The 25,845-nt window shown below is 71.1% G+C and carries 24 protein-coding genes; 8 read left to right on the top strand and 16 right to left on the bottom strand.

Annotated elements, in window-relative coordinates:
- Positions 1–9: 9 nt before the first annotated feature.
- The 5 genes from PMI01_RS06780 to PMI01_RS06760 all read right to left on the bottom strand — a co-directional run bounded on the left by PMI01_RS06780 (position 10) and on the right by PMI01_RS06760 (position 4,326).
- Positions 10–1,320, bottom strand: a complete 1,311-nt coding sequence (locus PMI01_RS06780) for a hypothetical protein (RefSeq protein WP_007666015.1) — start codon at positions 1,318–1,320, stop codon at positions 10–12.
- Between the two features lie 125 nt (positions 1,321–1,445).
- A complete protein-coding gene (locus tag PMI01_RS06775) occupies positions 1,446–2,528 on the bottom strand; it encodes a glycerophosphodiester phosphodiesterase (protein ID WP_007666013.1) in 1,083 nt (360 codons plus the stop codon).
- Positions 2,529–2,706: 178 nt separating this feature from the next.
- Complete coding sequence (locus PMI01_RS06770) at positions 2,707–3,021, bottom strand: hypothetical protein (protein ID WP_007666011.1); 315 nt, start codon at positions 3,019–3,021, stop codon at positions 2,707–2,709.
- A gap of 223 nt (positions 3,022–3,244) precedes the next feature.
- Entirely contained in the window at positions 3,245–3,745 is a 501-nt protein-coding gene (locus tag PMI01_RS06765; RefSeq protein ID WP_007666000.1) for a hypothetical protein, read from the bottom strand.
- Between the two features lie 80 nt (positions 3,746–3,825).
- The gene (locus tag PMI01_RS06760) at positions 3,826–4,326 is read right to left on the bottom strand and encodes a bactofilin family protein (protein ID WP_007665992.1); all 501 of its coding nucleotides are present in this window, start codon (positions 4,324–4,326) and stop codon (positions 3,826–3,828) included.
- Between the two features lie 229 nt (positions 4,327–4,555).
- Here PMI01_RS06760 and PMI01_RS06755 point away from each other — a divergent pair, with 229 nt between their 5' ends.
- Both PMI01_RS06755 and PMI01_RS06750 read left to right on the top strand, forming a co-directional pair.
- Positions 4,556–5,152, top strand: a complete 597-nt coding sequence (locus PMI01_RS06755; RefSeq protein WP_007665985.1) for a hypothetical protein — start codon at positions 4,556–4,558, stop codon at positions 5,150–5,152.
- Positions 5,153–5,260: 108 nt separating this feature from the next.
- Positions 5,261–6,130, top strand: a complete 870-nt coding sequence (locus PMI01_RS06750) for a dienelactone hydrolase family protein (RefSeq protein ID WP_007665983.1) — start codon at positions 5,261–5,263, stop codon at positions 6,128–6,130.
- Between the two features lie 45 nt (positions 6,131–6,175).
- Here the strand turns inward: PMI01_RS06750 and PMI01_RS06745 are convergent, their stop codons facing one another.
- From PMI01_RS06745 to PMI01_RS06740, 3 genes are all read right to left on the bottom strand, one after another.
- Positions 6,176–6,646 carry a Rid family hydrolase gene (locus PMI01_RS06745; protein ID WP_007665981.1) on the bottom strand — a complete coding sequence of 157 codons (471 nt, stop codon included), beginning with the start codon at positions 6,644–6,646 and terminating at the stop codon, positions 6,176–6,178.
- 78 nt (positions 6,647–6,724) lie between these two features.
- Positions 6,725–6,898, bottom strand: coding sequence for a hypothetical protein (locus tag PMI01_RS26995; RefSeq protein WP_007665978.1), 174 nt, complete (start codon positions 6,896–6,898; stop codon positions 6,725–6,727).
- Positions 6,882–7,310, bottom strand: coding sequence for a helix-turn-helix domain-containing protein (locus PMI01_RS06740; RefSeq protein ID WP_007665976.1), 429 nt, complete (start codon positions 7,308–7,310; stop codon positions 6,882–6,884). The genes PMI01_RS26995 and PMI01_RS06740 overlap by 17 nt, the downstream gene beginning before the upstream one ends.
- Before the next feature lie 80 nt (positions 7,311–7,390).
- Between PMI01_RS06740 and PMI01_RS06735 the strand changes: the two genes are divergently transcribed.
- Positions 7,391–7,612 (top strand): helix-turn-helix domain-containing protein, encoded by a 222-nt coding sequence (locus tag PMI01_RS06735; protein WP_007665973.1) that lies wholly within the window; start codon positions 7,391–7,393, stop codon positions 7,610–7,612.
- A gap of 4 nt (positions 7,613–7,616) precedes the next feature.
- On the opposite strand, the gene PMI01_RS06730 is transcribed toward PMI01_RS06735, so the two are convergent.
- Positions 7,617–7,808: a helix-turn-helix domain-containing protein gene (locus PMI01_RS06730; RefSeq protein ID WP_007665971.1), complete on the bottom strand. Its 192-nt coding sequence runs from the start codon at positions 7,806–7,808 to the stop codon at positions 7,617–7,619.
- Between the two features lie 920 nt (positions 7,809–8,728).
- Positions 8,729–11,014 (bottom strand): excinuclease ABC subunit UvrB, encoded by a 2,286-nt coding sequence (gene uvrB, locus PMI01_RS06725; protein ID WP_007665970.1) that lies wholly within the window; start codon positions 11,012–11,014, stop codon positions 8,729–8,731.
- A 177-nt stretch (positions 11,015–11,191) separates the two neighbouring features.
- On the opposite strand from uvrB, the gene PMI01_RS26020 reads away from it, so the two are divergent.
- Complete coding sequence (locus PMI01_RS26020) at positions 11,192–12,208, top strand: transferrin-binding protein-like solute binding protein (protein WP_157223701.1); 1,017 nt, start codon at positions 11,192–11,194, stop codon at positions 12,206–12,208.
- On the top strand, positions 12,205–13,551 hold the full coding sequence (locus PMI01_RS06710; RefSeq protein WP_007665966.1) for a surface lipoprotein assembly modifier: 1,347 nt from the start codon (positions 12,205–12,207) through the stop codon (positions 13,549–13,551). Before PMI01_RS26020 ends, PMI01_RS06710 begins: the two co-directional genes overlap by 4 nt.
- Here PMI01_RS06710 and PMI01_RS06705 read toward each other — a convergent pair.
- The 6 genes from PMI01_RS06705 to PMI01_RS06680 form a co-directional block, all read right to left on the bottom strand.
- Positions 13,548–14,225, bottom strand: a complete 678-nt coding sequence (locus tag PMI01_RS06705) for a peptidylprolyl isomerase (protein WP_007665959.1) — start codon at positions 14,223–14,225, stop codon at positions 13,548–13,550. The genes PMI01_RS06710 and PMI01_RS06705 overlap by 4 nt on opposite strands.
- 64 nt (positions 14,226–14,289) lie before the next feature.
- A complete protein-coding gene (locus tag PMI01_RS06700) occupies positions 14,290–14,499 on the bottom strand; it encodes a hypothetical protein (protein ID WP_007665955.1) in 210 nt (69 codons plus the stop codon).
- Between the two features lie 123 nt (positions 14,500–14,622).
- A complete protein-coding gene (locus tag PMI01_RS06695; RefSeq protein ID WP_007665952.1) occupies positions 14,623–15,393 on the bottom strand; it encodes a crotonase/enoyl-CoA hydratase family protein in 771 nt (256 codons plus the stop codon).
- Positions 15,390–15,932 (bottom strand): G/U mismatch-specific DNA glycosylase, encoded by a 543-nt coding sequence (gene mug, locus PMI01_RS06690; protein WP_238537014.1) that lies wholly within the window; start codon positions 15,930–15,932, stop codon positions 15,390–15,392. Before mug ends, PMI01_RS06695 begins: the two co-directional genes overlap by 4 nt.
- Positions 15,933–16,526 (bottom strand): DNA-3-methyladenine glycosylase, encoded by a 594-nt coding sequence (locus PMI01_RS06685; RefSeq protein WP_007665947.1) that lies wholly within the window; start codon positions 16,524–16,526, stop codon positions 15,933–15,935.
- Entirely contained in the window at positions 16,523–19,738 is a 3,216-nt protein-coding gene (locus tag PMI01_RS06680) for an acetyl-CoA carboxylase family protein (protein WP_007665945.1), read from the bottom strand. The genes PMI01_RS06685 and PMI01_RS06680 overlap by 4 nt, the downstream gene beginning before the upstream one ends.
- Before the next feature lie 108 nt (positions 19,739–19,846).
- Between PMI01_RS06680 and PMI01_RS06675 the strand changes: the two genes are divergently transcribed.
- The 3 genes from PMI01_RS06675 to PMI01_RS06665 all read left to right on the top strand — a co-directional run bounded on the left by PMI01_RS06675 (position 19,847) and on the right by PMI01_RS06665 (position 25,778).
- Positions 19,847–20,626, top strand: a complete 780-nt coding sequence (locus PMI01_RS06675) for an ImuA family protein (RefSeq protein ID WP_007665942.1) — start codon at positions 19,847–19,849, stop codon at positions 20,624–20,626.
- A gap of 34 nt (positions 20,627–20,660) precedes the next feature.
- Entirely contained in the window at positions 20,661–22,211 is a 1,551-nt protein-coding gene (locus PMI01_RS06670) for a DUF6504 family protein (RefSeq protein WP_007665941.1), read from the top strand.
- Positions 22,212–22,376: 165 nt separating this feature from the next.
- Entirely contained in the window at positions 22,377–25,778 is a 3,402-nt protein-coding gene (locus PMI01_RS06665) for an error-prone DNA polymerase (protein ID WP_007665939.1), read from the top strand.
- Positions 25,779–25,845: the final 67 nt, after the last annotated feature.

The raw sequence follows: 25,845 nt of genomic DNA, 5'->3' as shown, positions 1-25,845 counted from the left end.
AAATAGCCCCTACTTCGCCAAATCCGCCGGCGTCGTCGGCTGCGAGATCACCGCTTCCATCCGCTGCCAGCGCGCGTCCTGCGATGGCCCGGCCCGCTCGACATGGGCGCGGACCATGTCCTGGCCCAGGCCATAGTTGATGACGTAGCTGCGGTAGGCGTCGACGAACTTCATCCGCTGCTCGGCGCGGGCCTGGGTCATCAGGCCGTACTTGCGTTGCAGGGCCACGGCCTGGGCGCGGTCGACGCGGCCGGACAGGTAGTCGTCGGCGATGGTGTATTCGGCCCCGGCCAGGTCGGCCTTGGCCTTGGTGAAGGCGTCGTAGGCGTCGGCGGTCGCCGGATCCAGCCCGGCCAGCGGATAGAGCTTCTCGCGCTCGAACTTCAGCTTTTCGGCCCCGGGGAAGGCCAGGCCGATGCCGTAGTTGGCGCTGCCCTCGGCGATCAGCGATTGCGGCGAGAACAGCGGATAGACGCTGAACTCCACCCAGCCCTTGCCCTTGGTCAGCTTCTCTTCCAGCAGGGCGTTGAGCACGTGGTGGCCGGGATAGCCCTCGTGGCAGCCCAGGTCCAAGGCGCGGCTGATATAGACCGGCAGGCTGGTGTTGATCTGGATCAGGCTGTGGGCCTGGCCCTTGTACCAGTTGTAGCCGCTCCACGGCTTGTCGGTGACGAACTCCATGTCGAAGCGCTCGCCCTTGGGCAGGGCGATGTGGGCCTGGGTGGCGGCCTTGCAGGCGGCGATGGCGGCGCGCATCACCGGCTCCAGCCTGTCGGCCGGGATCACATACCGGGCCTGGAAGGCGTCGACCCGGGCGGCCAGGTCGCCGTCGCCCGGCAGCAGGATCTCGATGCGGGTCAGGACGGGATCGTAGCTGGCCAGGGGCTTCAGCTCCGGCCGCACGCCGAACAGGCCCTCGGCCTCGTCCCGGAAGCTGAACTTCTGGCCCGACAGCATGGCCAGCCGGGTCTGGGCGGCTTTCAGCTGGCCGGCCAGGAAGGCCTTGCGGCGGACCTGGTCCGGCGGCAGCGCCTGGTCGTCCACGCCGGCCACGGCGGCGGCCAGGCGATCGGCCTCGGCGCGCAGGGCGGGCACGTCGCGCGGCGCGGCCTTGGCGGCCTTGGCCAGGGCCTCGGGACCGTAATAGGCGTCGACATAGCCCGGCTCGCGCTCGCCGGCCTCCAGGGTCAGGCGCACGAAGTCCTTGGCGATGACGTTCAGCTTGCCGGCTTCGGGCAACTGGGAGCCTTCGGGCGCGGCGAGGGCCGGGGCGGCGAGCAGGGCGAAGGCGGCGGCCAGGCCGGTCAGGCGGAGGGTCATGAAGGGCGCCTCGAAGCGGAGAAGGGGCGCACGCTGCATCGGGGCGGGAAGGGTGGCAAGCGATCCCTGCTCTCTCTATCCCACCGTCATCCCGGGATGACGGCGTTCTTATGTGGCGGAAGGGGTTACCCCCGCGCCGCGACCGCCAGCCCCGGAAAGTCGCTGAACAGCCCATCCACCCCGGCCGCGTACAGCGCCTTGAACACCGCGCTGACCTCGCCCGGCTGGGCCAGGTAGTCGGCGGCCGTGGGCTCGCCCCGGCGCAGGGCGGTCGGCAGGAAGTAGTTCTCGGCCCGCACCGTCCAGGGGTGGACGACCAGGCCGGCGGCATGGGCGTCCTTCACCAGCGACGTGGCCGGCAGCAGCGCGTCGGCGCTCTGCGGGATCACCTGGGTCTTTTCCGGACCCAGGCCGTCGGCGTACAGCGCCAGGTCCTTCAGGCCGGCGGCGCTGCAGATCTCGGCGTACTTGACGTTCGGCAGGTCGGCCGGGCCGCCCTCGCCGGCGGTCAGTTGCACCAGCCGGGCCTTGGTCTTGCCGCGCAGGGTCTTCAGCGGTGTCACCTCGAAGCACTGGACGAAGACCGGGGCGGCGGCCGAGTCCAGGTCGTGGGCCTTCAGCCGGGCGACCAGGCGGTCCTCCAGGGGCAGGCCGATCGAGGCGAAGTAGCTGGGATGCTTCATCTCGGGATAGACGCCGATCGTCCGGCCCGAGCGCTGGCTGCCCGCCCTGGCGATGGCCACCACCTCGTCGAAGGTCAGCAGTTGGGCCTGGCCGTCGTACTTCGTGTTGGCCGGACGCAGCTTCGGCAGGCGCTCGCGGGCCCGCAGGGTCTTGATCTCGGCCAGGGTGAAGTCTTCGGTGAACCAGCCGGTCAGGCTCTGGCCGTCGATGGTCTTGGTGACCTTGCGGTCGGCGAATTCGGGACGGCTGGCCACGTCGGTCGTGCCGCCGATCTCGTTCTCGTGCCGGACGATCAGGTGGCCGTCCTTGGTCGGCACCAGGTCGGGTTCGATGAAGTCGCAGCCCTCGTCGATGGCCAGGTCGTAGGCCAGGGCGGTGTGCTCGGGACGCAGGCCCGAGGCCCCGCGGTGGGCGATGACGATCGGCTTCCGGGGCGTGGCGGCGAAGCTCATGGCGGGCAGCAGGGTCCCGGCCAGGGCGGCGGTGGTCAAGGCGCGTCGGGTCAGCAGGGTCATGGCCGCCATTTAGCGCGCCGATGTGACGGTTTGACCAGCGTCCCCGTGGCTCCAGCGAGCCCGCGCGCGGCCGTGGATATTTTCCGGGCGGCTCCGCATCGGGGGTGTCCCAATCCGGCCGGCGGCCAGGCCCGGACCCTTCCGCCGCCTTCTCGCGTCGGCGGCGGAAGGCGCCTTGTCGAGCGCCCTAGTCCCTGGACGAGCGTTCCATGATGGCGCGCAGGCCCTGGGCCTTCTGCGGCAGGTCCGCGGCCAGGCGCGAGGCCATCTCGCGCACCCCGACCGCATAGGCCTCGCCGCCGTCGGCGATCTCCTGGGCGCGCCGGGCCAGGCTATCCAGATCGCGCTCCATGGCCTCGATCTGCTCACGGGCCAACGACCGGGCCTCGTGCTGCAGGCGCTGGACGCGCTGGCTGATGGTCTCCGGATCGCGGCTGAGATTATAGACCTCGGCCGTTCCGGCGCCCGTGTCGGGCGCTACGGTCAGATGTGGCCCACTCATGGTCTTGGCGGCTCCTTTGGTGACGTTCGACGGGCATTGGCCCCTAGGACTAGAAGGCTCCTAAAACTCCGGATGTTCCCGGAGTTTTCGCGGCCGCCGAACGATCGCTGAAGCCCTGTGGCGCGGAGGTCACGGAATGCTACCCGATATGGGGTAGGCGCTGCGAAAGCCTTCCTCCATATGGATTATGGACGCTCCGCGGACGCCTCTCCGCCGCGAAGGGTTAGCGCGCCGCCCGGGTCTTGGCCGCCGCCTCGCAGGGACCCTGATAGGTGCTGACCGCCCGCATGTGCATCGTCTGCTTGCGCCCGTAAGCCGACAGGGTCAGGGCCAGGTCGGTGGTGGCGGTGGTGGTGAAGTCGCCGCTGACCGCGCCGGCCAGGTCGTACTTGATCCCGTTCTTCTCGCAGACCTGGTCCAGGTGGAAGCCGTCGGCCGTGCGGGTCAGGGTGGGCTGGCCGCAGGGCGTGACCTTGCGGGCCGCCTCGGCGCCGGGGTCGTAGCCTTCGCCGACGCACTGGACCGAGCTTTCCTCGCCGGTCGGGGTCTTGGCGACGGTCTTCCAGGCGCCCGGCTTCAGGGTGCGGGGACCGTCGACCGGGGTGGCGGCGGGCGGCGAAGCCGGGGGCGCCTTGGCGCGGTCGTCGGCGCGGGAGCAGGCCGTCAGGCCGGCTGCGGCCACGAGGGCCAGGATCGCGACCGGGCGGAGGAGACGAAGACGCATCGGTAAACTCTGTCGGCGGATGACGCTTACATTAAGACCCAATACCCCGCGATCGTTGCGTGGTTAAGGGCTTCGTGACGTCAGCCCGGATAGACTGGCACGGCCGGCACATGGCCGGCGGCCGACGGGACCGGTGCGGCGGCGGGCGCCTGTTGCGCCGGCGCTGGACGCTGGAACCGCAGGCTGCGGCCCTGGAACTGGGCGCCGGTCTCCATGGCCAGCTGCTCGTGGGTGATGTCGCCATCGACCATGGCCGTGCCGTAGAGGCGCACCTGCTTGGCCGAGACCGCGCCGGTCACCCGGCCGTGGATCTCGATGACCTGGGCGTGGATCGCGCCCTCGACCCGGGCGTTGGGACCCAGCACCAGCTTGCCCACCCGGATGTCGCCCTGCAGCACGCAGTCCAGGTGCAACTCGCCGTCGCCGGCCACGTCGCCCTTGATGGCCACGCCCTGGGCGATCATCGAGGCTGGCTTGGGACGCGGGGGCGGCGCGGGGGCGGCCGAGGCCGGCGCGGGTTCCATCTGGGCCAGCGGCGTGAAGGCCGGGGCGGGGACGGTGTCTTTCTTCTTGGCGAACATGGCGGCGGCCTTGTCTCGAAATGGTGCGTTGTGGGTGAAGCTGAGCAAGAAGGGGGCCGAAGCTGGACTGTGGAAACCCCCTCCGACCCTCCGGGCCACCTCCCCCAAAGGGGGAGGATCGCGTCGTGCCGGATGCTCTCCCGTTGGGGGAGCTGTCGCGAAGCGACTGAGGGGGCCTGTCGCGCCCCGACTCGCTCCATGCTCGACCCCCAACCCCGCGAGTCCCCCCATGGCCGAAACCCTCGAACAGCTGATCGACCGCCTGCGCCAGGTGGAAGCCGAGGTCGAGGCCGCCTTCGCCGCGCGGGCCGCCACCCACGCCGTGGAGCACGAGGTCGTCCGCGACCCGGCCGGCCAGCCCTGTTTCAAGGCCGACGCCCTGCGCCGCCAGAAGGCCCACCGCAAGGGCCTGGGCCTGACCCGCGTGCCGTGGCCCACCCTGGTGACCATGCCGCTGATCTACGGCATGGCCCTGCCGCTGTTCCTGCTCGACGTCAGCGTCAGCGTCTACCAGCTGGGCTGCTTCACCGCCTGGGGCATCGTCCGGGTCAAGCGCAGCGAGTACGTGGTCATCGACCGCCACCGGTTGGGCTATCTGAACCTGGTGCAGAAGCTCAACTGCGTGTTCTGCGGCTACGGCAACGGGGTGATCGCCTACGCCCGCGAGATCACCGCCCGCACCGAGCAGTACTGGTGCCCGATCAAGCACGCCCTCAAGGTCAAGGGCAGCCACGAGCGCTACGCCGCCTTCCAGGCCTATGGCGACGCCGAGGGCTATGTGAAGAGCTCGGGCGCCTATCGCGAGCGGCTGAAGCGGGGGGAATGATCCTCCCCCTCTGGGGGAGGTGGCCGCGCAGCGGACGGAGGGGGCTCTTCCCTTCCCGGAAAAACCCGGCGACAGTCCGGCCGCCGCAACCAGCGAGGGAACGCCGCCATGTGTGACGATGACATCCATCCGGGCCTGATCGTCGACCCGACCGTCTCGCGCCGGAGCTTCGGCCTGATGGCCGCCGCCGTCGCCGGCGTGGCCGCCAGCGCCGCCCACGCGGCCGACGCCGCCGTGGTCGAGACCGACGTCGAGATCAAGACCGCCGACGGGACCGCCGACGCCGCCCTCTACCATCCGCAGGGCAAGGGCCCCTGGCCGGCGGTGCTGATCTGGCCCGACATCCTCAGCCTGCGCCCGGCCTTCCGCGAGATGGGCCGCCGGCTGGCGGCGGCCGGCTACGTGGTGCTGGTCCCCAACCTCTACTACCGCGCCAAGCGGGCCCCGGTGATCGACGGCGCCTTCAGCTTCGCCAATCCCGACGACCGCGCCAAGCTGACGCCGCTGCGGGCCACCGTCACCCCGGAGGGCACGGCCCGCGACGCCGTCGCCTACCTGGCCTTCCTCGACGCCCAGCCCCAGACCGCCGGCAAGAAGAAGGCCGGCGTTCAGGGTTACTGCATGGGCGGCCCGCTGGCCTTCCGCACCGCCGCCGCCGTCCCCGGCCGCATCGGCGCCGTCGCCAGCTTCCACGGCGGCGGCCTGGTCACCGACGCCCCCGACAGCCCGCACCTGCTGCTGCCCGGGACCAAGGCCGAATACCTGATCTGCGTCGCCGACAACGACGACCAGAAGGACCCGGCCGGCAAGGACAAGCTCAAGGCCGCCCTCGACGCCGCCCATCGCCCGTCCAAGGTCGAGGTCTATGCGGGCGCCGCCCACGGTTGGACCGTCAAGGGCAGCGAGGTCTACAACGAGGCCGCCGCCGAGAAGGCCTGGGCCGAGCTGCTGGCGCTGTACAAGCGGGCGCTGGTCTAGGGGCGCGGGCGCGGCGGTCGGGGCGGGTTCCCGACCGCCCGCCGCCTACCGCGCCAGCGGCGCGAACGCCACGGCCTTGATCTCCACCAGGCCGCCGTCCGGGTTCAGGTCGGCGACCGCCAGCTCGACCGCGGCCGGATAGGGCGGCGGGAAGAACTCGTCGCGCACCTGGGCGATCGCCGCCAGCTGCCCGGCCTTGTCCAGCGCCAGCCGGCCGCTGTCGAACACGTGGAACATCTGCAGCTCGACCACGTCGGCCAGGCCGGCGTCGCAGGCGGCCAGCAGGCGCTCCATGCCCCGGAACACCGCCCGCAGCACGTCGCGGAACGCCTCGGCGCTCATCGCGCCGGGCTCGGGATTGATCGCCACCAGGCCCGACAGGAAGACGAAGTCGCCGGCCCGGCGGGCGGGGGCGTAGTGGTACTGCTCGACGTCGGCGCGCAGCGCGGCGGGAACCACCACCTTCCCCGTGCGGGTGGGAAACGCGTCGAAGTCGTGGTCCGGAGCGGTGCGCATGGGAAAGCCTGTGAAAACGCCGAGGCGTGGCCGCCCCAGGTGGCGCTTCGCCGTCGCCGTTTAAAGGGGGCGGCCCCCTCAGCCCCGCCGCCCCAGCGCCAGGGCGGCCAGCAGCGCCGCGCAGGACAGGGCCGCCAGCGCCGTCCACAGCAGGGTCGCCGCGCGCGGCTCGGCCAGCGCCGCCTGGCCCACGACCCCCGCCGCGACCAGGCCGGCGGGGACCAGCAGCAGGACGTCAGGCCACCGGCGCACGGTGCGCCCGCAGGACCTCGGCCACCGCCTCCGCCAGGCGGGCCAGACGCACGCGCAGCGGGCCGGGCGGCAGGTCCAGCCAGGCGGCCGCCAGGGCGACGCCGCCGGGCGCGGTCAGCATCCGCGTCACCAGCGCCCGGCCCATGGCCTCGTCGTCGCCGCCGTCGCGGGCCGGAGCCGCCGGCAGGCCGTCGAAGAACGCCGACACCGGGACCGCCAGCGCCTGCGCGATGCCGTGCAGCGCCGAGGCGCTGATCCGGTTGGCGCCGGTCTCGTACTTCTGCACCTGCTGGAAGGTCAGCCCCAGCCGCTCGGCCAGCGCCTGCTGGCTGACGCCCAGCACCTTGCGCCGCAGCCGCACGGCCTGGCCGACGTGGCGGTCGACGGGGTGGGTGTCGCCAGTGCGTCTCATCGTTGCAGTCTTTGCTCCGAGGCTGAAAATACACACTGTCAGTATGTAGAACGTGACGCCGACCAAGGCAACGGTCCGGCGTGGCCGACAAAGACGATCTCATCGCCCTGGGGCGCGAAATCCGCCGCCATCGCAAGGCGCTGGGCCTCAGTCAGGAAGCCCTGGCCGAGCGCGCCGGCCTGCACCGCAACTATGTCGGCTTCCTCGAACGCGGCGAACGCAACCCCAGCGCCACGACGATCTTCGGCCTGGCCCGGACGCTGGGCGTGCGGGTCTCGGAGCTGGTGGCGGGGGTGGGGTAGGCGTTCAGTCCGCAAGGTCGCCCTCCAGCAGGGCGGCGACCGGGCAGGCCAGCGCGCGGGCGATCCGGCAGAGCGTGGTGAAGGCCGGGTCGTGCTCGCCGGCCTCGATGGCCAGGAGGCGATCCTCGGTCCAGCCCAGGGCTTCGCGGCGCGCCGCGATCCGCCGGCCTAACTGCTTGAGCGCGATCCTATCCATGAGCGCGAGCCTGCCAGCGACCGAGGGCGCTGATCCACAGACTATGAGTCTCATTTGGAGCTAGGCGGTCGATTTCCATGCCGTGATGGAAACGCATTCGGCAGCGCCAAACCACGGGCTATAGGCTACGGATTTTGCGCGCCAACCGACTCGAACTAAACATGAACGCGGGTCGTCACCCACTTCTTCACCTAACCGGCTTTGCCGGAGCCACCAACGCGAGCGGCTCGCTTGCGAGTCTGGCGGCGGGCCAAACCCGTTATTCGGTGAATGGAGAATGCTCATGGCCAACGCCATCGAGCCGAGGAAGACGGTGCATGTCCGAGCCTATACCCGGACAAGGTTTCGGCGGCTGGAGCACGTTCGCGCGCACTGGCGATCGGAGCCGCATCAGTATGACCTCTTTAGGTGAGGGGCCCCTTCGTAAAGGGCCCTGAAGGGTGACGGCCCAGCCCCTCTTGTCGCCCTTCCTCGCAAAAAGGGGGGGGCGGCCTTTCATCTCGTGGCAGGCCAGTCCTTTGGCTTTCCCGGATGAGGTGTCCGCTGTCAGGCCTTGCTGGCGTAAGCTCAAAATAGAAGCCGCAAAGGCCGGCTATATTGTGGCAGCGAAGGAGCGTCTAAGAGAGGCCCTACGACCGGTCGGACCTGCAGCAGCTAAATGCCCAGACTATCGCGAGAGCGATAGCATCTCGATTTCCGCCGCCATCGCCAGGAGCGGCGTGGCTCGCGATTTGAAGCGCGCCGTGCCCGCGTCTTTAGCAGCTTTTCGGTCTAGCCTTATTAAGGCTCATCACGAGTTGCACTCGTAGTCATCTCGCTATCGGGTTTATCTTCAGGAACTCATTTGCTGGGCCTGTCGTGTGAAGCTCGCTCGCGACAAATCGCTCTTCCGCGCTTCTTCTTCAATTCTAAGCCTAGCCCTACAACCGCGCCTTCCGGAACGCCTCCGCCTGCTCCGCCCGCAGCTCCTTGCGCACCCGGGCCGGCATCGACTTGTCGACCGCCTCGCCGGCCCCCGTCAGCGCCTCGTTGGCGAATTCCAGGTCCATCAGCTTCATGCGCTTGATCTCGTCGCGCAGTCTCGCGGCGGTCTCGAATTCGAGGTTGGAGGCGGCCTCGCGCATGCGGGCCTCGAGGTCCTTGAGGGCCGACTTGAAGTTGTCGCCGGTGAACGGCTTGTCGTCGCCCTCGCCCATGCCGCCGATCGGCACCGTCACCCGGTCGCCGCGCTCGTAGGGCGAGTTCATGATGTCCTTGATGTCGCGGCGGACGCTCTCGGGGGTGATGCCGTGTTCGAGGTTGTAGGCGTGCTGCTTCTCGCGGCGGCGCTCGGTCTCGCCCATCGCCCGCTCCATCGAGCCGGTGATCCGGTCGGCATAGAGGATGACCTTGCCGTCGAGGTTGCGCGCTGCCCGACCTATCGTCTGGATCAGGCTGGTCTCCGAGCGCAGGAAGCCTTCCTTGTCGGCGTCGAGGATGGCCACCAGGCCGCATTCGGGGATGTCGAGGCCCTCGCGCAGCAGGTTGATGCCGACCAGCACGTCGAACTTGCCCAGCCGCAGGTCGCGGATGATTTCGATGCGCTCCATGGTGTCGACGTCGGAGTGCATGTAGCGCACGCCGATGCCCTGCTCGTTCATGTATTCGGTCAGGTCCTCGGCCATCTTCTTGGTCAGGACGGTGACCAGGGTGCGGTAGCCCTTGGCCGAGGTCTGGCGGATCTCGTCGATGACGTCGTCGACCTGCGAGGCGCCGTCCTTGCTGACCGGGCGGACCTCGACCGGCGGGTCGATCAGGCCGGTGGGGCGGATCACCTGCTCGGCGAACACCCCGCCGGCGCGCTCCAGCTCCCACTTGGCCGGGGTGGCGCTGACGTGCACCGACTGCGGCCGCATGGCGTCCCACTCCTCGAACTTGAGCGGGCGGTTGTCGAGGGCGCTGGGCAGGCGGAAGCCGTACTCGGCCAGGGTCCATTTGCGGCTGCGGTCGCCCTTGTACATGGCGCCGATCTGCGGGACCGTCTGGTGGCTCTCGTCGGTGAACAGCAGGGCGTTGTCGGGGATGTATTCGAAGAAGGTCGGCGGCGGCTCGCCGGCCTTGCGGCCCGAGAGGTAGCGGCTGTAGTTCTCGATGCCGGCGCAGGAGCCGGTGGTCTCGATCATCTCCAGGTCGAAGGTGGTGCGCTGCTCCAGGCGCTGGGCCTCCAGCAGCTTGCCGTTGGCGACCAGCCAGTCGAGGCGTTCCTTCAGTTCCTGCCGTATACTGATGATCGCCTGGCGCAGGGTGGGGCGCGGCGTCACGTGGTGGCTGTTGGCGTAGACCTTGATCGACGGCAGGTCGCCGGTCTTCTTGCCGGTCAGCGGGTCGAACTCGGCGATGGACTCGACCTCGTCGCCGAACAGGCTGACGCGCCAGGCGCGGTCCTCGTAGTGGGCGGGGAAGATCTCGATGGTGTCGCCGCGGCGGCGGAACGTGCCGCGCTCGAAGGCGGCGTCGTTGCGCTTGTACTGCTGGGCGACCAGGTCGGCCATCATCTGCTTTTCGTTGATGACCTGGCCGACCTCGAGGCTGAAGGTCATGGCCGTGTAGGTCTCGACCGAGCCGATGCCGTAGATGCAGGAGACCGAGGCCACCACGATGACGTCGTCGCGCTCGAGGATCGCCCGCGTCGCCGAGTGGCGCATGCGGTCGATCTGCTCGTTGATCGACGAGTCCTTCTCGATATAGGTGTCGGTGCGCGGGACGTAGGCTTCCGGCTGGTAGTAGTCGTAATAGCTGACGAAATACTCGACCGCGTTGTCGGGGAAGAAGCTCTTGAACTCGCTGTAGAGCTGGGCGGCCAGGGTCTTGTTCGGGGCCAGGATCAGGGCCGGGCGCTGGGTGGCCTCGATGACCTTGGCCATGGTGAAGGTCTTGCCCGAGCCGGTGACGCCCAGCAGCACCTGATCGTTTTCCTTGCCGTCCAGCCCGGCCACCAGCTCGGCGATGGCGGTCGGCTGGTCGCCGGCCGGCTGGTAGTCGCTGACCAGCTTGAAGCGGCGGCCGCCCTCGGACTTTTCCGGGCGCGCGGGACGGTGCGGCTGCCACAGCGCCGGCGTGGGCACGCCCTCCATCGCCAGGGCGGTGTCATGGATGAAGGGCGCGGAGACGTCTGAAACACCGCCCAGGTCTTCCGGGGGGGCGTCGGTCTTGGGGGAGCGGGCCATGTCCTGGAAGGTAAGGGCTGGCGGGCCCGGCGGCTAGAGGGTCTGCTGACAGCTGGTGTCAGCAGGCTGGCGGGAGGTGGCGGGAGGGAGGCGTCACAAGAACTTTTCGAAGATCAACTTGCGGTCGCGCCTACGGTGAAGCTAGATTAGATCTGTAATTTATACTTGGGGGTTGTCTTGCGTAATCGGGTCTTGGTGACCGCCGCCATCCTGTTGATGGCGAGCGTGGCGACAGCTTGTGGCGGCGGCGGCGGTGGTGGTGGCGGACCGGTAGGCGGCGTGGTCACGCCGCCGGTCCCGCCGGTCCCGCCGGCCCCGCCCGCCCTGCCGACCCCGCCTGGACCGCCGGCCGGTTCGAGCGCCAGCGCCGTGGTCTGGATCGGCCCGTCGGCCGCGGTCACCGCCGGTAGCGGGACCACGACCGTGCGCCGCCTCAACAATGTCGCTTCGGACATCTCCGTGGTCTACGACAGCCAGGGCACGGCCAGCACGGCCGACGACCGCTACACCGTCCGCTACGGCCCCGACGGCTACGAGCGCGGCTTCGGCGGCTTCACGGCGGGCGGCGACGTCTACGGGACCTACCGCGTCGCGACCCAGACCGTTGGCGGTCGGGGCGAAGCTTTCTACGTCCTGGATATCAGCAACGCCTTCGCCAACAGTCTCGACTATGTGCAGATGGTGTCGTTCGAGCGGGACGTCAGCGCCACCCAGGTCCAGCTGGCCTATCTGACGGTCGGACTGCAGACGCCGCGCGCTTCGATACCGACCACCGGCACGGCGCGGTTCGAGGGCGAGACGCGCGGCCTAGTCTCCACGGCCTCCAACAACCTGTATGGCACCACCAGCGACATCCAGATGACCGCCAACTTCGCGTCCGGCGCATTGAGCGGATCGACCTCGAACTTCCGCAATCACAGCCTGACGGGCAACCCTGCAAGTTCTTTGGGCAACGACCCTAGCTTCAGCTTTACCGCCTCAATCATCAGCGGCACGGCCAATTTCAGCGGCACGGCCACCGCCCCGTTCAACGCCCCGATCTCCCCCGGCAGCGGCGGGCCGGGCCTGAGCGGCACGGTGCAGGGCACGTTCTTCGGTCCCAACGCCGACGAGGTTGGCCTGGCCTATGACCTGAACATGTCGACCAGCGCGGCCTGGATGCAGGGCGTGGCGGTGATGGGCCGCAAGCCTTGAGACTCGGCGGTCGGGCGGCCTTCGCCGCCCTGGCCGCCGCGATCGTCCTGGCGCCCGGCCCAGCCCGGGCCCAATCCGAAGAGGCGCGGGAGGCCGGCGCGGGCGTCGTGACGCTCTCCGGCGACCAGGCCTTCGCGACGGCGCTGCAACTGTTCATCCGGGCCGGCGATTATCGCCAGGCGCTCGACCTGATCGACACCCGCCCCGACCTGGCTGACCGGGCCGATGTCGTGCGCCTGCGGGCCCAGTTGATGGCGCTGACCGGTCGCGAGCCCGAGGCCCTGGCCCTTCTGGAAGGGCATCTGACCCGCGACGCGGCCGACGCCCTGGCCCGCTTCCAGGTCGCCGAACTGCACTTCGCCGCCGGGCGCGACGTCTCGGCCGCCTTGGCCTATCGCCTGTCCCTGGCCGGCGCCCTGGACCCGGGACGGGCCCGCATCGCCAATCTTCGCCTGGAGCAGATCCAGCAGCGTCGGCGCTGGCGCTTCTGGGCGGGGGCGTCGGTCGCCCCCGACAGCAACGTCAACGGCGCGACCAACGCCTCGCGGATCGAGCTGTTCGGTCTGCCGTTCGAGCTGGACGACAAGGCCCGCCGCCGCAGCGGCGTCACGGTCTCGGCCCAGGGCGGGGTGGAGCGGCGCTTTCGGCTGGACGGGCGGAGGGCGGTGCGCGCGGCCCTGGTCGGAGCGGTGACCGACGCTCCCGGCGGCGACTTCGACGACGCCTTCCTGTCGTTGCGCGCCGGGCCCGAATGGACGCTGTCACCCCGCGCCCAGGTCACCCTGCAGGCGGCGGTCAACGGCCGCTGGTACGGCGGCGCGCTGCTGGAGACCAGCCGGGGCCTGAGGGTCGAGGGCGAGCTGTCGACCCGCGACAACATCCGCTGGGTGGGTGCGGCGCGCTTCGACCTGGTCGATGCGCGGATCAACGACGGTCGCGACGGCGAACTCTACGGGCTGGAGCTGGCGCGGACCCGGTATCTGGGGCCAACCTCGCTGTGGCGGGCCAGCGGTTCGCTGACGGCGCGCGAGGCTCGGTCGTCGACCGAGGCCTATGACCAGGTCCAGCTGGCGGCGGGGCGCCTGTATCCCCTGCCGTTCACCACCCTGGCCTATGTCGAGCCCTATGTGATGCATCGACGGTTCGACGGCCTGGCGCCGGCGTTCGGAAAGCGGCGGATCGACAGCGAGTATGGCGTGGTCACCCGGCTTTCCAAGCGCGACTGGACGCTGAAGGGCGCTTTCCCGTTTGTCGCGCTGTCGATGGCCCGCAACGACTCGACGATCGTCCTCAACAGCTTCACCCGGCGTCGGGTCGAGGTCGGCTTGACGCGCGAGTTCTAGGCGGTTGGAGCCGCGACGGGCGGCAGGGCCACCCGTCGCGCCGAGGTGATCGGCACCGGCGGGTCGAGGATCTGGCCCTTCATCACCGGGTTGATCGCCACGCCCGGGGTCGGCAGGGCCAGGATCTTCTTCACGACGTCCATGCCCTCGACCACCTGGCCGAAGGCGGCGAAGCCGAGGTTGTCGCCGGGCGCGGCCGGGTTGGCGTCGAGATAGGGCGCGTCGCCGATGCAGATGAAGAAATCCGAGGTGGCGGTGCCGGGCGCGGTGCGGGCGATCGAGACCGTGCCGTCCAGGTGCTTGAGACCGGTCTGGGTGGTGGGCTCGTGGGCGACGGGAGGCAGGGCCCCGACGTTCTGCAGCCCGCCCTGGATCAGGCCGTACTCCACCGCGCCGGGCGCGCGCGAGGCGCGGAAGAACGTCGCTTTGTCATAGAGCTTGCGGTCGACATAGCGCAGGAAATTGGCGGTGGTCAGCGGGGCCTGGGCGACGGCCAGTTCGATGACGATGCGGCCCTGCGGGGTCTCCAGGGCGACCCGGACGGGCGGCTTGGCCACGGGTTTCGGGGCGGGCTGGGGCGCCGGGGCCGGGGCGACCTGGGCGGCGGCCGGGAAGGCGGCCAGCAGACCGGCGCCGATCAGCAGGGCGCGGCGGGCGAGGAGGCGATGGGTCATGGCGCGAGACTAGCGCGGGGGAAGGGGGACGCAAGGCGCATCCCCACAGGGGAGGACCCTGTTTCTACGCCATTTGCGTCCGTCGCGACGCCACCAGCCGCGCCACCAGCCGTCCGGTGCTGTCGGAGATCTGGCGGTCCTGTCGGCGTTCGCCCTCGATCTCGGCCTTCAGTTCGAGCTGGGCCGTCGTCCAGCGTTCGACGCCGGGCCAGGGCGCGCCCTCGCCGTCCAGGGTCCCGAAATGCTCGATACCGTCCCAGGTTCGCCGGCACATGATCGCCTCCCGCGTTATATGTGGAGCTTTCCACCTGAGCGAGCGGATGGCTATGCGGTTTGAGCCAAGACAGGGAACTTCTCCGTGAAGGGCGAAGCCTTGGCGCCGGACGCGGTTTCGGGATCAGCTGTCCTCGAACGTCCCGCCACGCCCGGCCCCGTCCCGGAACCGCGCCGCGCCCGCCCGGGCCTCCTTGCGCAGCGGCTCGACCCCGCCGCGCGCCTCGCCCAGCAGGGCCTCGTCCAGCGTGAAGTCCCAGTGGGCGAAGGCCGAGGCGCGGTCGGCGCGCAGGCAGATCTGCGGGAAGGCGGCGATCTGGGCGGCCAGTTCCCGCGCCGCCGCCAGGGCCTGGCCCGCGGCGACCACCCGGTCGGCCAGGCCCCAGGCCAGGGCCTCGGCCGCCTCGACCGCCCGGCCGGTCAGGATCATGTCCAGCGCCCGGCCCTGGCCGACGATGCGCGGCAGCCGCACGGTGCCGCCGTCGATCAGCGGCACGCCCCAGCGCCGGCAGAACACCCCGAACACCGCGCTCTCGGAGGCCACCCGCAGGTCGCACCACAGGGCCAGCTCCAGCCCGCCGGCCACCGCGTGGCCCTCGACGGCGGCGATCACCGGCTTGGACAGCAGGCGTCGCGTCGGCCCCATCGGGCCCTCGGCCTCGGGGTCGTAGCGCTCGCCCCCGCCCGAGGCGGCGACCGCCAGGTCGAAGCCGGCGCAGAACGTCCCGCCCGCGCCGGTCAGGATGGCCACGGCGGCTTCCGGATCCGCCTCGAAGGCGTCGAAGGCCGCGCGCAGCTGCAGGGCGGTGTCGGGATCGACCGCGTTGCGTTTCTCCGGGCGGTTGATGGTCACGGTCCAGACCGGGCCTTCGGTGACGACTTCGACTTCGGTCATTTCAATCTCCCAGCGGCGTCGTGCTCGGCGGACAAGCGCAGTTCGCGATAGGCCGCCACCAGGGCGTCCTGGCTGAAGGCGAGGTTGCGGCCGCTCGGATTGGGCAGAACCCAGGCGACGGCTCCGCCAAAGGGGTCGACCTGCTGGCCCCAAGGCACGGACCGGCGACCCATCATGGCTGCATAGGCCGCCTTGCCGAGAAAGGCGACATGGCGTGGCGCATGGCGCCGGATCCAGGGCTCGAAGCGGGCGGCGGCGGCCACGAACTCGGCGCGCGCCAGGTCATCGACCCCAGCGGTCGGCCGCCCGACCACGCTGGTGACGCCGAGGCCATGGGCCAGCAGGCTCGCGTCATCCTCCGGGGCGATCTGGCCGGGGGTGAACCCCGCCAAGTGCAGCACGCGCCAGAACCGGTTGCCGCGACCGACGAAATGGTGACCCGAGGCGGCGGCGGACAGCCCCGGATTCAGCCCGCAGAAGATGACGGACAGACCGGGACCGGCGATGTCTGGCAGAGGTTTTGCGATGGTCATGGGCATTCAGACATTCAGCGATCTCGGCCCGCTGACGAAGGGGTTGCCGCGTACATAGAAGCGCAGGAGCCGGTCCGCATCCTTGGTGATGCCGATCCGGACGCCCTGGCCGATGTCGTCGGGATCGGCGTCGCCTCGTCCGAGCCAGAGCGGCCCCTCGGCGCACAGGTCCAGCCCGTCGGCCCAGGCCGCGATCCGCAACGCCCTGGCCAGCCGGCCGGGGCCTCGCGCCAGGTCGCGCAGCCGGTCGGTCCCGCGATTGGCCCGCATGATCGCGATCCCTTCCAACGGTTCGAGCGCCCGGATCAGGACGCCGGCCCCGATCCCGGCCGCCTCGCTCGATACGTTCAGCATCCAGGACGTGCCGTAGTTGAGATAGACATAGGCGTGTCCACGCTCGAGGAACATCGGGCGGGTGCGGGGCGTCATGCCCCGGAAGGTGTGACTGGCCGCGTCGCCGACGACATAGGCCTCGGTCTCGACGATGCGCCCGCTGATCATGCCCTCAGGCGTCTCGCGCACGACCGTCTTGCCGATCAGGAAGCGGGCGAGGGCGGCGGTGTCGACCGGCAGTTCGGCCCGCGCGAGTCGCGACGTCACCAGCTGTCCACCCGCACTTCCCACGGCCTCACCGTTCCCGCCGCCGCGTCCAGCCCGCCGATGATCCACCGCCGGGTGTCGGCCGGGTCGATCACCGCGTCGATCTCCAGCGCGCTGGCCATGCTGGTCGCCTTGCCGGCCGCATAGAGCCGCGCCACCAGCTGGTCGTACAGCGCCTTCTGCTTCACCGGATCGCTCTCGGCTTCCAGCTCCTTGCGGTAGCCCAGCCGCACGGCGCCCTCCAGGCCCATGCCGCCGAACTCGCCGGTCGGCCAGGCGGCGATGAACAGCGGGCTGTGGAAACTGCCGCCGGCCATGGCCTGGGCGCCCAGGCCGTAGCCCTTGCGGGTGACCACGGTCAGCAGCGGTGTGCGCAGCTTGGCCCCGGCGATGAACTGCCGGCTGACCCGGCGCACCGCCCCGGCGTCCTCGCTTTCGGGGCCGACCATGAAGCCGGGGGTGTCGCACAGGCTCAGCACCGGCAGGCCGAAGGCGTCGCACAGCTGCAGGAACCGCGCGGCCTTCTCGGCCCCGTCGCCGTCGATCGCCCCGCCCAGCCAGCGCGGGTCGTTGGCGATCAGGCCCATCGGCCGCCCCTCGACGCGGACCAGGCCGGTGACCATGCCGGGCGCGAAGCCGCCGCGCAGTTCCAGGAACGTCCCGTCGTCGACCAGCCCTGCGACCAGGGCGCGGACGTCGTAGACGCGCAGCCGGTTCTCCGGCACCGCCCGCCGCAGCAGCCGCTGGTCGGGGCAGGTCCAGTCCTTCACCGCGCCCTGGAAATAGGACAGCGCCTGCTTGGCCAGCCGGGTGGCGTGGGCCTCGTCGTCGGCCAGCAGGTCGATGACCCCGTTGGCCCACTGGTGGGTCGCCGGACCGATCTGTTCGGGCTTGAACACCCCCAGCCCGCCGCCTTCGATCATCGCCGGGCCGCCCATGCCGAGGTTGGAGTCCCGGGTGGCGACGATGATCTCCGACAGGCCGGCGATGGCGGCGTTGCCGGCGAAGCAGCGGCCGGCGACGACGGCGATCTTGGGGACCAGGCCCGACAGGGCGGCCAGACTGCGGAAGGTCGGCACGTCCAGCCCGGCCACCGCCGTGGTGTCGGTGTCGCCCGGCCGCCCGCCGCCGCCCTCGGCGAACCACACCACCGGCAGGCGTTGCTCGGCGACGATGGCCAGCAGCCGGTCGCTCTTGCGGTGGTTCATCGCCCCCTGCGTGCCGGCCAGCACGGTGAAGTCGTAGGCCAGGGCCGCGACCCGGGCCTTGTCCGGCGGAAACAGCGCGCCGTTGACGCTGCCGATCCCGGTGATCAGGCCGTCGGCGGGCGTCGCCTGGATCAGGTCCTCGGTCGAGCGCCGGCGTTTCTGGGCGGCGATGGCCAGGGCCCCGTATTCCAGGAAGCTGCCGGGATCGACCAGGTCGTCGATGTTCTCGCGCGCCGTGCGGTGGCCGGTCTTGCGGCGCTTGGCCACCGCCTCGGGCCGGGCCTCGTCGAGGGTGAAGCGGTGGCGGGCGACCACCTCGGCGTGGTCGGGACGGAGGGCGTCGGGGTCGACCGCCTCGGCGGCGAGGGCCGCGCCGGCCTCGACCTGCGCCGGTTCCAGATAGAGCAGGGGCTGGCCGGCCTGGACCGGGTCGCCGGTCGCCACCGCGATGCGCACGACCCGGCCGCCGGCCTCGGCGTGGACCAGGTGCTCCATCTTCATGGCCTCCAGCACCATCACCGCCTGGCCGGGCCGGACGAGGTCGCCGACCGCCACCTCGATCACCCCGACCAGGGCCTGGAGCGGGGCGGCGATCGCGCCCTCTTCGATCGCGAAGACGGGTTCGGCGATCGTGCGCGCCGGGGCCAGGGCCGAAGCGGCCGCGAACAGCCGCCCGGCCTCGCGGTCGATGAAGTCGGTGGTCGCCGTCCCCTCGTGCGTCGCCGGCTCGGCCAGCAGGGCGCGCAGCAGTGGGATGGTGGTGTCGACGCCGTCGATGCGGAACTCGGCCAGGGCCCGCGCCGTACGGCCCGCCGCCTCGGCGGCGGTTCGGCCGCGGCCAATGAGTTTGGCCAGCAGGCTGTCATAGGTCCCGGTGACCGCCAGCCCCGCCGCGCCGCAGCCGTCGACCCGCACGCCGGGGCCGCCCGGCGGTTGATAGGCGGTGATCGTGCCGGTCGAGGGGCGGGGCGCGCCGTCGGCGGCCAGGCTCTCCAGATTGACCCGGCCCTGGACCGCATAGCCCTGGGCGTGCGGCGTGGTCGCCAGCCCGACCTGGACCAGGCTGGCGCCGCCGGCCAGTTCGAACTGGGCGCGGACCAGGTCGACGCCCGTCACCTCCTCGGTGACCGTATGCTCGACCTGCAGGCGGGCGTTGACCTCGATGAAGGCGTAGTCGCCATCTGGCCCGACCAGGAACTCCACCGTCGCCAGGGTGCGGTAGCCGGCAGTCAGGCGCGTGGCGGCGTCGAACAGGGCGGCGCGGACGGCGTCGGGCAGGTGGGGGGCGGGGGCGATCTCGACCAGCTTCTGGCGGCGGCGTTGCAGCGAGCAGTCGCGGTCGCCGACCGCCACGACGTGGGCCCCGTCGCCGGCGACCTGCACCTCGATGTGGCGGGCGTGCTCCATCAGCCGCTCGGCGTAGAGCGTGCCGTCGCCGAACGCCGCCTGGGCCTCGCGGGCGCAGGTCGCGAAGGCGGCCTCGACCGCGTCGGCGTCGCGGACGGGTCGCATGCCGCGTCCGCCGCCGCCGGCCGCCGCCTTCAACATCATCGGCCCGTGGCGCGCGAAGAAGCCCTGGGCCCCGGCCAGGTCCAGGGCGCCGGTTCCCTCCAGCAGCGGGACCTCGCGCGCCTCGGCCAGCGCCCGGGCGGCGGCCTTGTCGCCGAAGGTCTCCAGATGTTCGGGGCTGGGGCCGACGAAGATGATCCCGGCCGCGGCGCAGGCCCGGGCCAGGGCGGCGTTCTCCGCCAGGAAGCCGTAGCCGGGATGCAGGGCGTCGCAGCCGGCGGCCTGGGCGGCGGCGATGACGGCGGCGAGGTCGAGATAGGCCCGGGGCCCCGCGCCGGGTAGGGCGACCGCCGCGTCGGCGGCCAGGACGTGCGGCGCGCCGGCCTCGTCGGTCGCATGGACCGCCACGCTGGCGATCCCCAGCTCGGCCGCCGCCCGGGCGATGCGGATGGCGATCTCGCCGCGGTTGGCGATCAGGACGCGCGTGATGGGCATGGGGGCTCCCGGCGGCTTCATACGGCCGTTTGACGCACCATGACGGGCTCCGCTTGACTCTCCAAGCCTGGAAGATCAGAACAAAAGTGGAACATTGGAGATGAGAAGATGGCCGGGGCGACCACCGCCCTTCCGGCTTTGAGAGCCCAGATCGCCGCCATGCAGGCGGGGACTCGGACTCCATCCGCCGTCCTGCCGTTCGGCGATCCGCGCATCGACGGCTGCTTCCCGGCCGGCGGCCTGCAACGCGGCGGCTGGCACGAGGTGGGCGGCGCCGGGCTGGAGGACGAGACCAGCGCGGCTCTGGCGGCGTTCTCCGCCTTGCTGCTGCGGCCGCTGGCCGCTTCGGGCGCGGTGGTCTGGGTGATGCGGCGTGACGACCTGCATGTCCCGGGGCTGGCGGGCCTGGGCTTTCCGGCCGGCCGGCTGATCCTGGTCAAGGCCCGCGACGAGGCCGAGGTGCTGGCGGTGCTGGAAGACGCCCTGGCCACGGTGGGTGTGGTCGCGGCGGTGGGCGAGGCGGAGACCCCCGACCTCAAGGCCGGCCGCCGCCTGCAACTGGCCTGCGAGCGGCGCGGGGCGACGGGGATCCTGCTGCGCCGGCGGCCCTATGGCGGTCCGGTGGGTAAAGCCCGCGAGGTCTCCGGCTCGGCCGCCCACACCCGCTGGCGCATCGCCGCCGCCCCCAGCCAGCCGCCGCCGGGCGAGCCCGGCCTGGGCCCGCCGCGCTGGCGGGTGGAACTCGAACGCTGCCGGGGCGGACGTCCCGGCGCCTGGATCTTGGAGCAATCGGAGGCCGACCATGGCCCGCATCCTTTCCGTCTGGTGTCGCAACTGGCCGATCACGACGTGGTTGCGGAAGAGTTCGAGCTCCGACAGGCCGGGTGACGTCAGGTCCTCCCCCTCTGGGGGAGGCGATCGCGTGGCGATCGGTGGGGGGAGTCTTGGGAAGGTTGATCCCGCCACTCGCCAGAAGCCTAATCCTCCCCCCTCCGTCGGCTTCGCCGACACCTCCCCCACAGGGGGAGGACCTGTTCCCGTCGCCCTGGTCGCCTCCGAGGCCGGAACCCGCCGCCTGGCCGCCGTCGACGACGCGGCCGCCGCCTTCGGCCTGCACGTCGGCCAGAAGGCCGCCGACGCCGCGGCCCTGTGCCCCGAACTGGTCACCGCCGACCACGACCCCGACGGCGACCGCGCCGCCCTGGAGGTGCTGAGCGACTGGTGCGTGCGGTTCTCGCCGGCCGTGGCCATCGATGGGCTGGACGGGCTGTTCCTCGACATCGAGGGCGTCGCCCACCTGTGGGGCGGGGAGGGCGCGATGCTGGACGACCTGCTGGCCCGGCTGGCGCGCTGGGGCGCGCCGGCCCGGGGGGCGATCGCCGACACCCCCGGCGCGGCCTGGGCCCTGGCCCGCTTCGCCCCCGACCGCACCATCGCCCCGCCCGGCGGCCAGGCCCCGCTGCTGGCCACCCTGCCGGTCGCGGCCCTGCGGCTGGACGAGGCCGCCCAGGCCCAGCTGCCGCGCCTGGGCCTGTTCCACGTCGGCCAGCTGCTGGCCCTGCCCCGCGCTCAGCTGACCCGGCGGTTCGGGGCGGGCACGGTGCTGCGCATCGACCAGGCCCTGGGGGCGTCGCGCGAGGCCCTGGCCTTCCGCCGGCCGGTCACCCCGTGGTTCGACCGCCTGGCCTTCGCCGAGCCGATCAGCGTGCTGGACGACCTGGGCCGGGCGGCCGGCGACATCACGGCCCTGCTGTGCGCCCGGCTGGAGGCCGAGGGGCAGGGGGCGCGGCGGTTCGAGCTGGTGTTCCACCGCCTGGACGGCCGCGACTATCCGGTGCGCATCGGCCTGTCGCGCCCCGGCCGCGACGCCGCCCGCATCACCCGCCTGCTGAAGCCCAAGCTGGAGACCGTCGACCCCGGTTTCGGCATCGAGGTCGTCACCCTGTGGGCCGCCGACGTCGAGCCGCTGTCGGTGGCGCAGCGTAGCCTGGAGACCGGCGGCGGAGTCAGCCTGGAAGAGGGGCTGGCGCCGCTGGTCGACCGGCTGGTCAACCGCCTGGGCGAGGACCGGGTCTGGCGGGCCGATCCCTACGAGAGCCACGTGCCCGAACGCTCGGTGGTCCGCCGCGCGCCGTTGGCCCCGGCGGTCGAGGCGAGCTGGGATCCCGAACGGCCCCGGCCGACCCGGCTGTTTCGCCGTCCCGAACCGATCACCGTGCTGGCCCAGCTGCCCGACGAGCCGCCGGCCCACTTCACCTGGCGCGGCCAGCGCCACCGCGTGCGCCGGGCCGAGGGTCCCGAGCGCATCGGCCAGGAATGGTGGCGCAAGGCCTTCGACGGCGTCGGGCCGGGCAAGATCCGCGACTATTACCGGGTGGAGGACGAGGCGGGGGGACGGTTCTGGATCTATCGGCAGGGGCTGTACGGCGGGGATGACGCCCCGAAGTGGTGGTTGCATGGCCTGTTTGGGTAATGGCGCGCTCGGGCCACGGACGGGGACAGGCACATGTGCCTGTCCCCAATCGCGTTCCCGCGCACTTGTCCCCTCCGGGCCTTCGGCCCTCCTCCCCCATAGGGCTCCGCCCCCTATGGGGGCGGACAGGTCGCGTAGCGACCAGGTGGGGGCAGGTGTCGATCCATGACCCACGCCTACGCCGAACTGCAAACCACCACCAACTTCTCGTTCCTGCGCGGCGCGTCCCAGGCCTGGGAGCTGATGGAGACCGCGGAGGGTCTGGGCCTGGCCGCCGTCGGGGTCGCCGACCGCAACACCCTGGCCGGGGTGGTGCGCGCCTGGACGGCGGCCAAGAAACTGAAGGTCCGGGCCCTGACCGGCTGCCGCCTGGACTTCGCCGACGGCACGCCCAGCCTGCTGTGCTACCCGTCCGACCGCGAGGCCTTCGCGCGCCTGACCCGGCTGCTGACCGTCGGCCAGCGACGGGCCAAGAAGGGCGAGTGCCACCTGTTCTGGAAGGACTTCCTGGAGCACGCCGACGGCCAGCTGGCCCTGGTCGCGCCGCCGGCCCGGCTGGACGCGGCCTTCGAGGCCGACCTGGTCCGCATGGCCGGCGACCTGCGCGGCCGGGTCTGGCTGGCCGCCAGCCGGCCCTACGCCGCCCAGGACCTCAAGCGCCTGGCGCGCCTGGCCGAACTGGCCCAGGCGGCCGGCGCGCCGATGGTCGCCACCAACGACGTGCTCTATCACGGCCCCGAGCGGCGGCCGTTGCAGGACGTGCTGACCTGCATCCGCGAGGGCTGCACGATCGCCGAGGCCGGCTTCCGGCTGGAGGCCAACGCCGAGCGCCACCTCAAGACCCCGGCCGAGATGGCCCGGCTGTTCGAGCGCTGGCCCGCCGCCGTCGAGCGTACGGTCGAGATCGTCGAGCGCATCGGCTTCGACCTGGGCGACCTGAAGGAGGAATATCCCGACGAGCCGGTGCCGCCCGGCAAGACGGCCATGCAGCACCTGACCGACCTGACCTGGGAAGGTGCGGCCCGGCGCTATCCGAAAGGCGTGCCCGACAAGGTCGCTGATCAATTGCGCGAGGAGCTGCGGCTGATCGCCAAGATGGACTATCCCAACTACTTCATCACCGTGCACGACATCGTCCGCGAGGCGCGGGAGATGGGCATCCTGTGCCAGGGGCGGGGTTCGGCGGCCAATTCCTCGGTCTGTTTCTGCCTGGGGGTGACGGCGATCGACCCCACCGAGCACCGGCTGCTGTTCACCCGCTTCATCTCCGAGAACCGCGGCGAGCCGCCCGACATCGACGTCGACTTCGAGCACGAGCATCGCGAGAAGGTGATGCAATATGTCTACGAGCGCTACGGCCGCGAATACGCCGCCATCTGCGGCACGGTGATCCACTACCGGCCACGCAGCGCCATCCGCGACGTCGGCAAGGCCCTGGGCCTGACCGAGGACATCACCGCCATCCTGGCCAACACCGTCTGGGGCAGCTGGGGCGACGGCCTGCCCGACGAGCACATCCGGCAGACGGGGCTGGACCCGGCCAATCCGCAGATCCAGCGGGCCATCGCCCTGGCCACCGAGCTGCTGCAGTTCCCGCGCCACCTGTCGCAGCACGTCGGCGGTTTCGTGCTGACCAAGCGGCGGCTGGACGAAACCGTGCCGATCGGCAATGCGGCGATGAAGGACCGCACCTTCATCGAGTGGGACAAGGACGACATCGACAGCCTGGGCCTGATGAAGGTCGACGTGCTGGCCCTGGGCATGCTGACCGCCATCCAGCGCGGGTTCGGCATGCTGCGCGCCGACCACGGCGTGCCGATCACCGACCTGGCCGACGTGCCCACCGAGGTGAAGGGCGTCTACGACATGCTGTCGAAGGCCGACAGCGTGGGGGTGTTCCAGGTCGAGAGCCGGGCCCAGATGTCGATGCTGCCGAGGCTGAGGCCCAACAGGTTCTACGACCTGGTCATCGAGGTGGCGATCGTCCGGCCCGGGCCGATCCAGGGCGACATGGTCCATCCCTACCTGCGGCGACGCAACGGCGAGGAGCCGGTGGAGTTCCCCGCGCCGTCGCCCGAGCACGGGCCGCCGGACGAATTGCGGAGCATCCTCGGCAACACCTACGGCGTGCCGCTGTTCCAGGAGCAGGCCATGAGCCTGGCCATCGAGGCCGCCAAGTTCACCCCCGACGAGGCCGACGGCCTGCGCAAGGCCATGGCCACCTTCAAGCACGACGGCGACCCGGGCCAATATCGTGACAAGTTCGTCGAGGGCATGGTGGCGCGCGGCTATGAGCGCGACTTCGCCACCCGCTGCTTCAAGCAGATCGAGGGCTTCGGCTCCTACGGCTTCCCGGAAAGCCACGCGGCCAGCTTCGCCAAGCTGGTCTATGTCTCGGCCTGGATGAAATGGGCCTGGCCGGACGTGTTCTGCGCGGCCCTGATCAACTCCCAGCCGATGGGCTTCTACCAGCCGGCCCAGCTGGTGCGCGACGCGCGCGAGCACGGGGTCGAGGTGCGGCCCCCGGACGTGCTGAGGAGCGATTGGGACTGCACGCTGGAAGATCGAGAAGAGCGGGCCCAAACCAGATCTGTCATCCCGGAAACGGCGCAGCCGTTATCCGGGACCGATCCGGAGCGCCGCGCTTCCGGCTGTCCCGGATCTTCGCGCTCCGCGCTCGTCCGGGATGACAGGGCTTTTGAAACATCAGGTCCGTCGGAGCGCCCTATCGCCTCCGACAAGCTGTTCAACCCCAAGACCCGCCCGCGCTGGAAGGCCGTCCGCCTGGGCCTGTGTCAGATCAAGGGGCTGAAGAAGAAGGAAAAGCCGGAGGGCGCCGATCTCGACGCCGATCTGATCATGGCCGCCCGCGACGCCGGGGCCCGCGCGCCGGCCGACTTCGCCCGGGCCGGGGTCTCGCAGCGGGCCCTGGAACTGCTGGCCGAGGCCGACGCCTTCGCCTCGACGGGCCTGTCGCGGCGCGACGCCCTGTGGGCGGTCAAGGGGCTGAAGGGCGAGGTCAAGGTCGACGCCCAGGCCCCGCTGCTGGCCGGCCTGCCGCTGTTCGAGGACGCCGTGGCCTTGCCGGCCATGGGCCTGCCCCAGCAGGTGGCCGAGGATTACCGCACCACCAGCCTGTCGCTGAAGGCCCACCCCTGCGGCTTCTTCCGACCGATGCTGAGCGAGTTGGGCGCGGTCCCGGCCGAGCGGCTGGCGGGGATCCGGAACGGCCGCAAGGTGTCGGTCGGCGGGCTGGTGCTGATCCGCCAGCGGCCGGGCACCGCCAAGGGCGTGGTGTTCCTGACCCTGGAGGACGAGACGGGCGTGGCCAATGCGGTGGTCTGGAAGGACTGTTTCGACGCCCACCGCCGCACGGTGATGAGCGCCTCGTTCCTGGTCGTCCACGGCAAGGTCCAGGCCGCCGACGGGGTGATCCACGTGGTCGCCGAGGGCTTCACCGACCTGTCGGCGCAGCTGGCGCGGATGAAGGAGGCCCCCGACGCGCCGGCCCCGACGATGCGCCAGAAGGTGTCGGGGCGGCTGCAGAGGAGTCGGGATTTTCACTGACCTCCGCCGTCATCCCCCGACTTGTTCGGGGGACCCAAGTGGCCGTGCAAGATAAGGCTGGGGCCGG

Origin of the sequence: Caulobacter sp. AP07, from assembly GCF_000281955.1 — a bacterium.
Taxonomy (GTDB): domain Bacteria; phylum Pseudomonadota; class Alphaproteobacteria; order Caulobacterales; family Caulobacteraceae; genus Caulobacter.
This window is presented reverse-complemented; position numbering and strand designations above follow the sequence as displayed.

Bases quoted from the DNA above. Each gene is read 5' to 3' on its own strand.
- PMI01_RS06780 (WP_007666015.1), bottom strand. From the start codon at position 1,320: ATGACCCTCCGCCTGACCGGCCTGGCCGCCGCCTTCGCCCTGCTCGCC.
- PMI01_RS06775 (WP_007666013.1), bottom strand. From the start codon at position 2,528: ATGGCGGCCATGACCCTGCTGACCCGACGCGCCTTGACCACCGCCGCC.
- PMI01_RS06770 (WP_007666011.1), bottom strand. From the start codon at position 3,021: ATGAGTGGGCCACATCTGACCGTAGCGCCCGACACGGGCGCCGGAACG.
- PMI01_RS06765 (WP_007666000.1), bottom strand. From the start codon at position 3,745: ATGCGTCTTCGTCTCCTCCGCCCGGTCGCGATCCTGGCCCTCGTGGCC.
- PMI01_RS06760 (WP_007665992.1), bottom strand. From the start codon at position 4,326: ATGTTCGCCAAGAAGAAAGACACCGTCCCCGCCCCGGCCTTCACGCCG.
- PMI01_RS06755 (WP_007665985.1), top strand. From the start codon at position 4,556: ATGGCCGAAACCCTCGAACAGCTGATCGACCGCCTGCGCCAGGTGGAA.
- PMI01_RS06750 (WP_007665983.1), top strand. From the start codon at position 5,261: ATGTGTGACGATGACATCCATCCGGGCCTGATCGTCGACCCGACCGTC.
- PMI01_RS06745 (WP_007665981.1), bottom strand. From the start codon at position 6,646: ATGCGCACCGCTCCGGACCACGACTTCGACGCGTTTCCCACCCGCACG.
- PMI01_RS06740 (WP_007665976.1), bottom strand. From the start codon at position 7,310: ATGAGACGCACTGGCGACACCCACCCCGTCGACCGCCACGTCGGCCAG.
- PMI01_RS06730 (WP_007665971.1), bottom strand. From the start codon at position 7,808: ATGGATAGGATCGCGCTCAAGCAGTTAGGCCGGCGGATCGCGGCGCGC.
- uvrB (WP_007665970.1), bottom strand. From the start codon at position 11,014: ATGGCCCGCTCCCCCAAGACCGACGCCCCCCCGGAAGACCTGGGCGGT.
- PMI01_RS06705 (WP_007665959.1), bottom strand. From the start codon at position 14,225: ATGACCCATCGCCTCCTCGCCCGCCGCGCCCTGCTGATCGGCGCCGGT.
- PMI01_RS06700 (WP_007665955.1), bottom strand. From the start codon at position 14,499: ATGTGCCGGCGAACCTGGGACGGTATCGAGCATTTCGGGACCCTGGAC.
- PMI01_RS06695 (WP_007665952.1), bottom strand. From the start codon at position 15,393: ATGACCGAAGTCGAAGTCGTCACCGAAGGCCCGGTCTGGACCGTGACC.
- mug (WP_238537014.1), bottom strand. From the start codon at position 15,932: ATGCCCATGACCATCGCAAAACCTCTGCCAGACATCGCCGGTCCCGGT.
- PMI01_RS06680 (WP_007665945.1), bottom strand. From the start codon at position 19,738: ATGCCCATCACGCGCGTCCTGATCGCCAACCGCGGCGAGATCGCCATC.
- PMI01_RS06675 (WP_007665942.1), top strand. From the start codon at position 19,847: ATGGCCGGGGCGACCACCGCCCTTCCGGCTTTGAGAGCCCAGATCGCC.
- PMI01_RS06665 (WP_007665939.1), top strand. From the start codon at position 22,377: ATGACCCACGCCTACGCCGAACTGCAAACCACCACCAACTTCTCGTTC.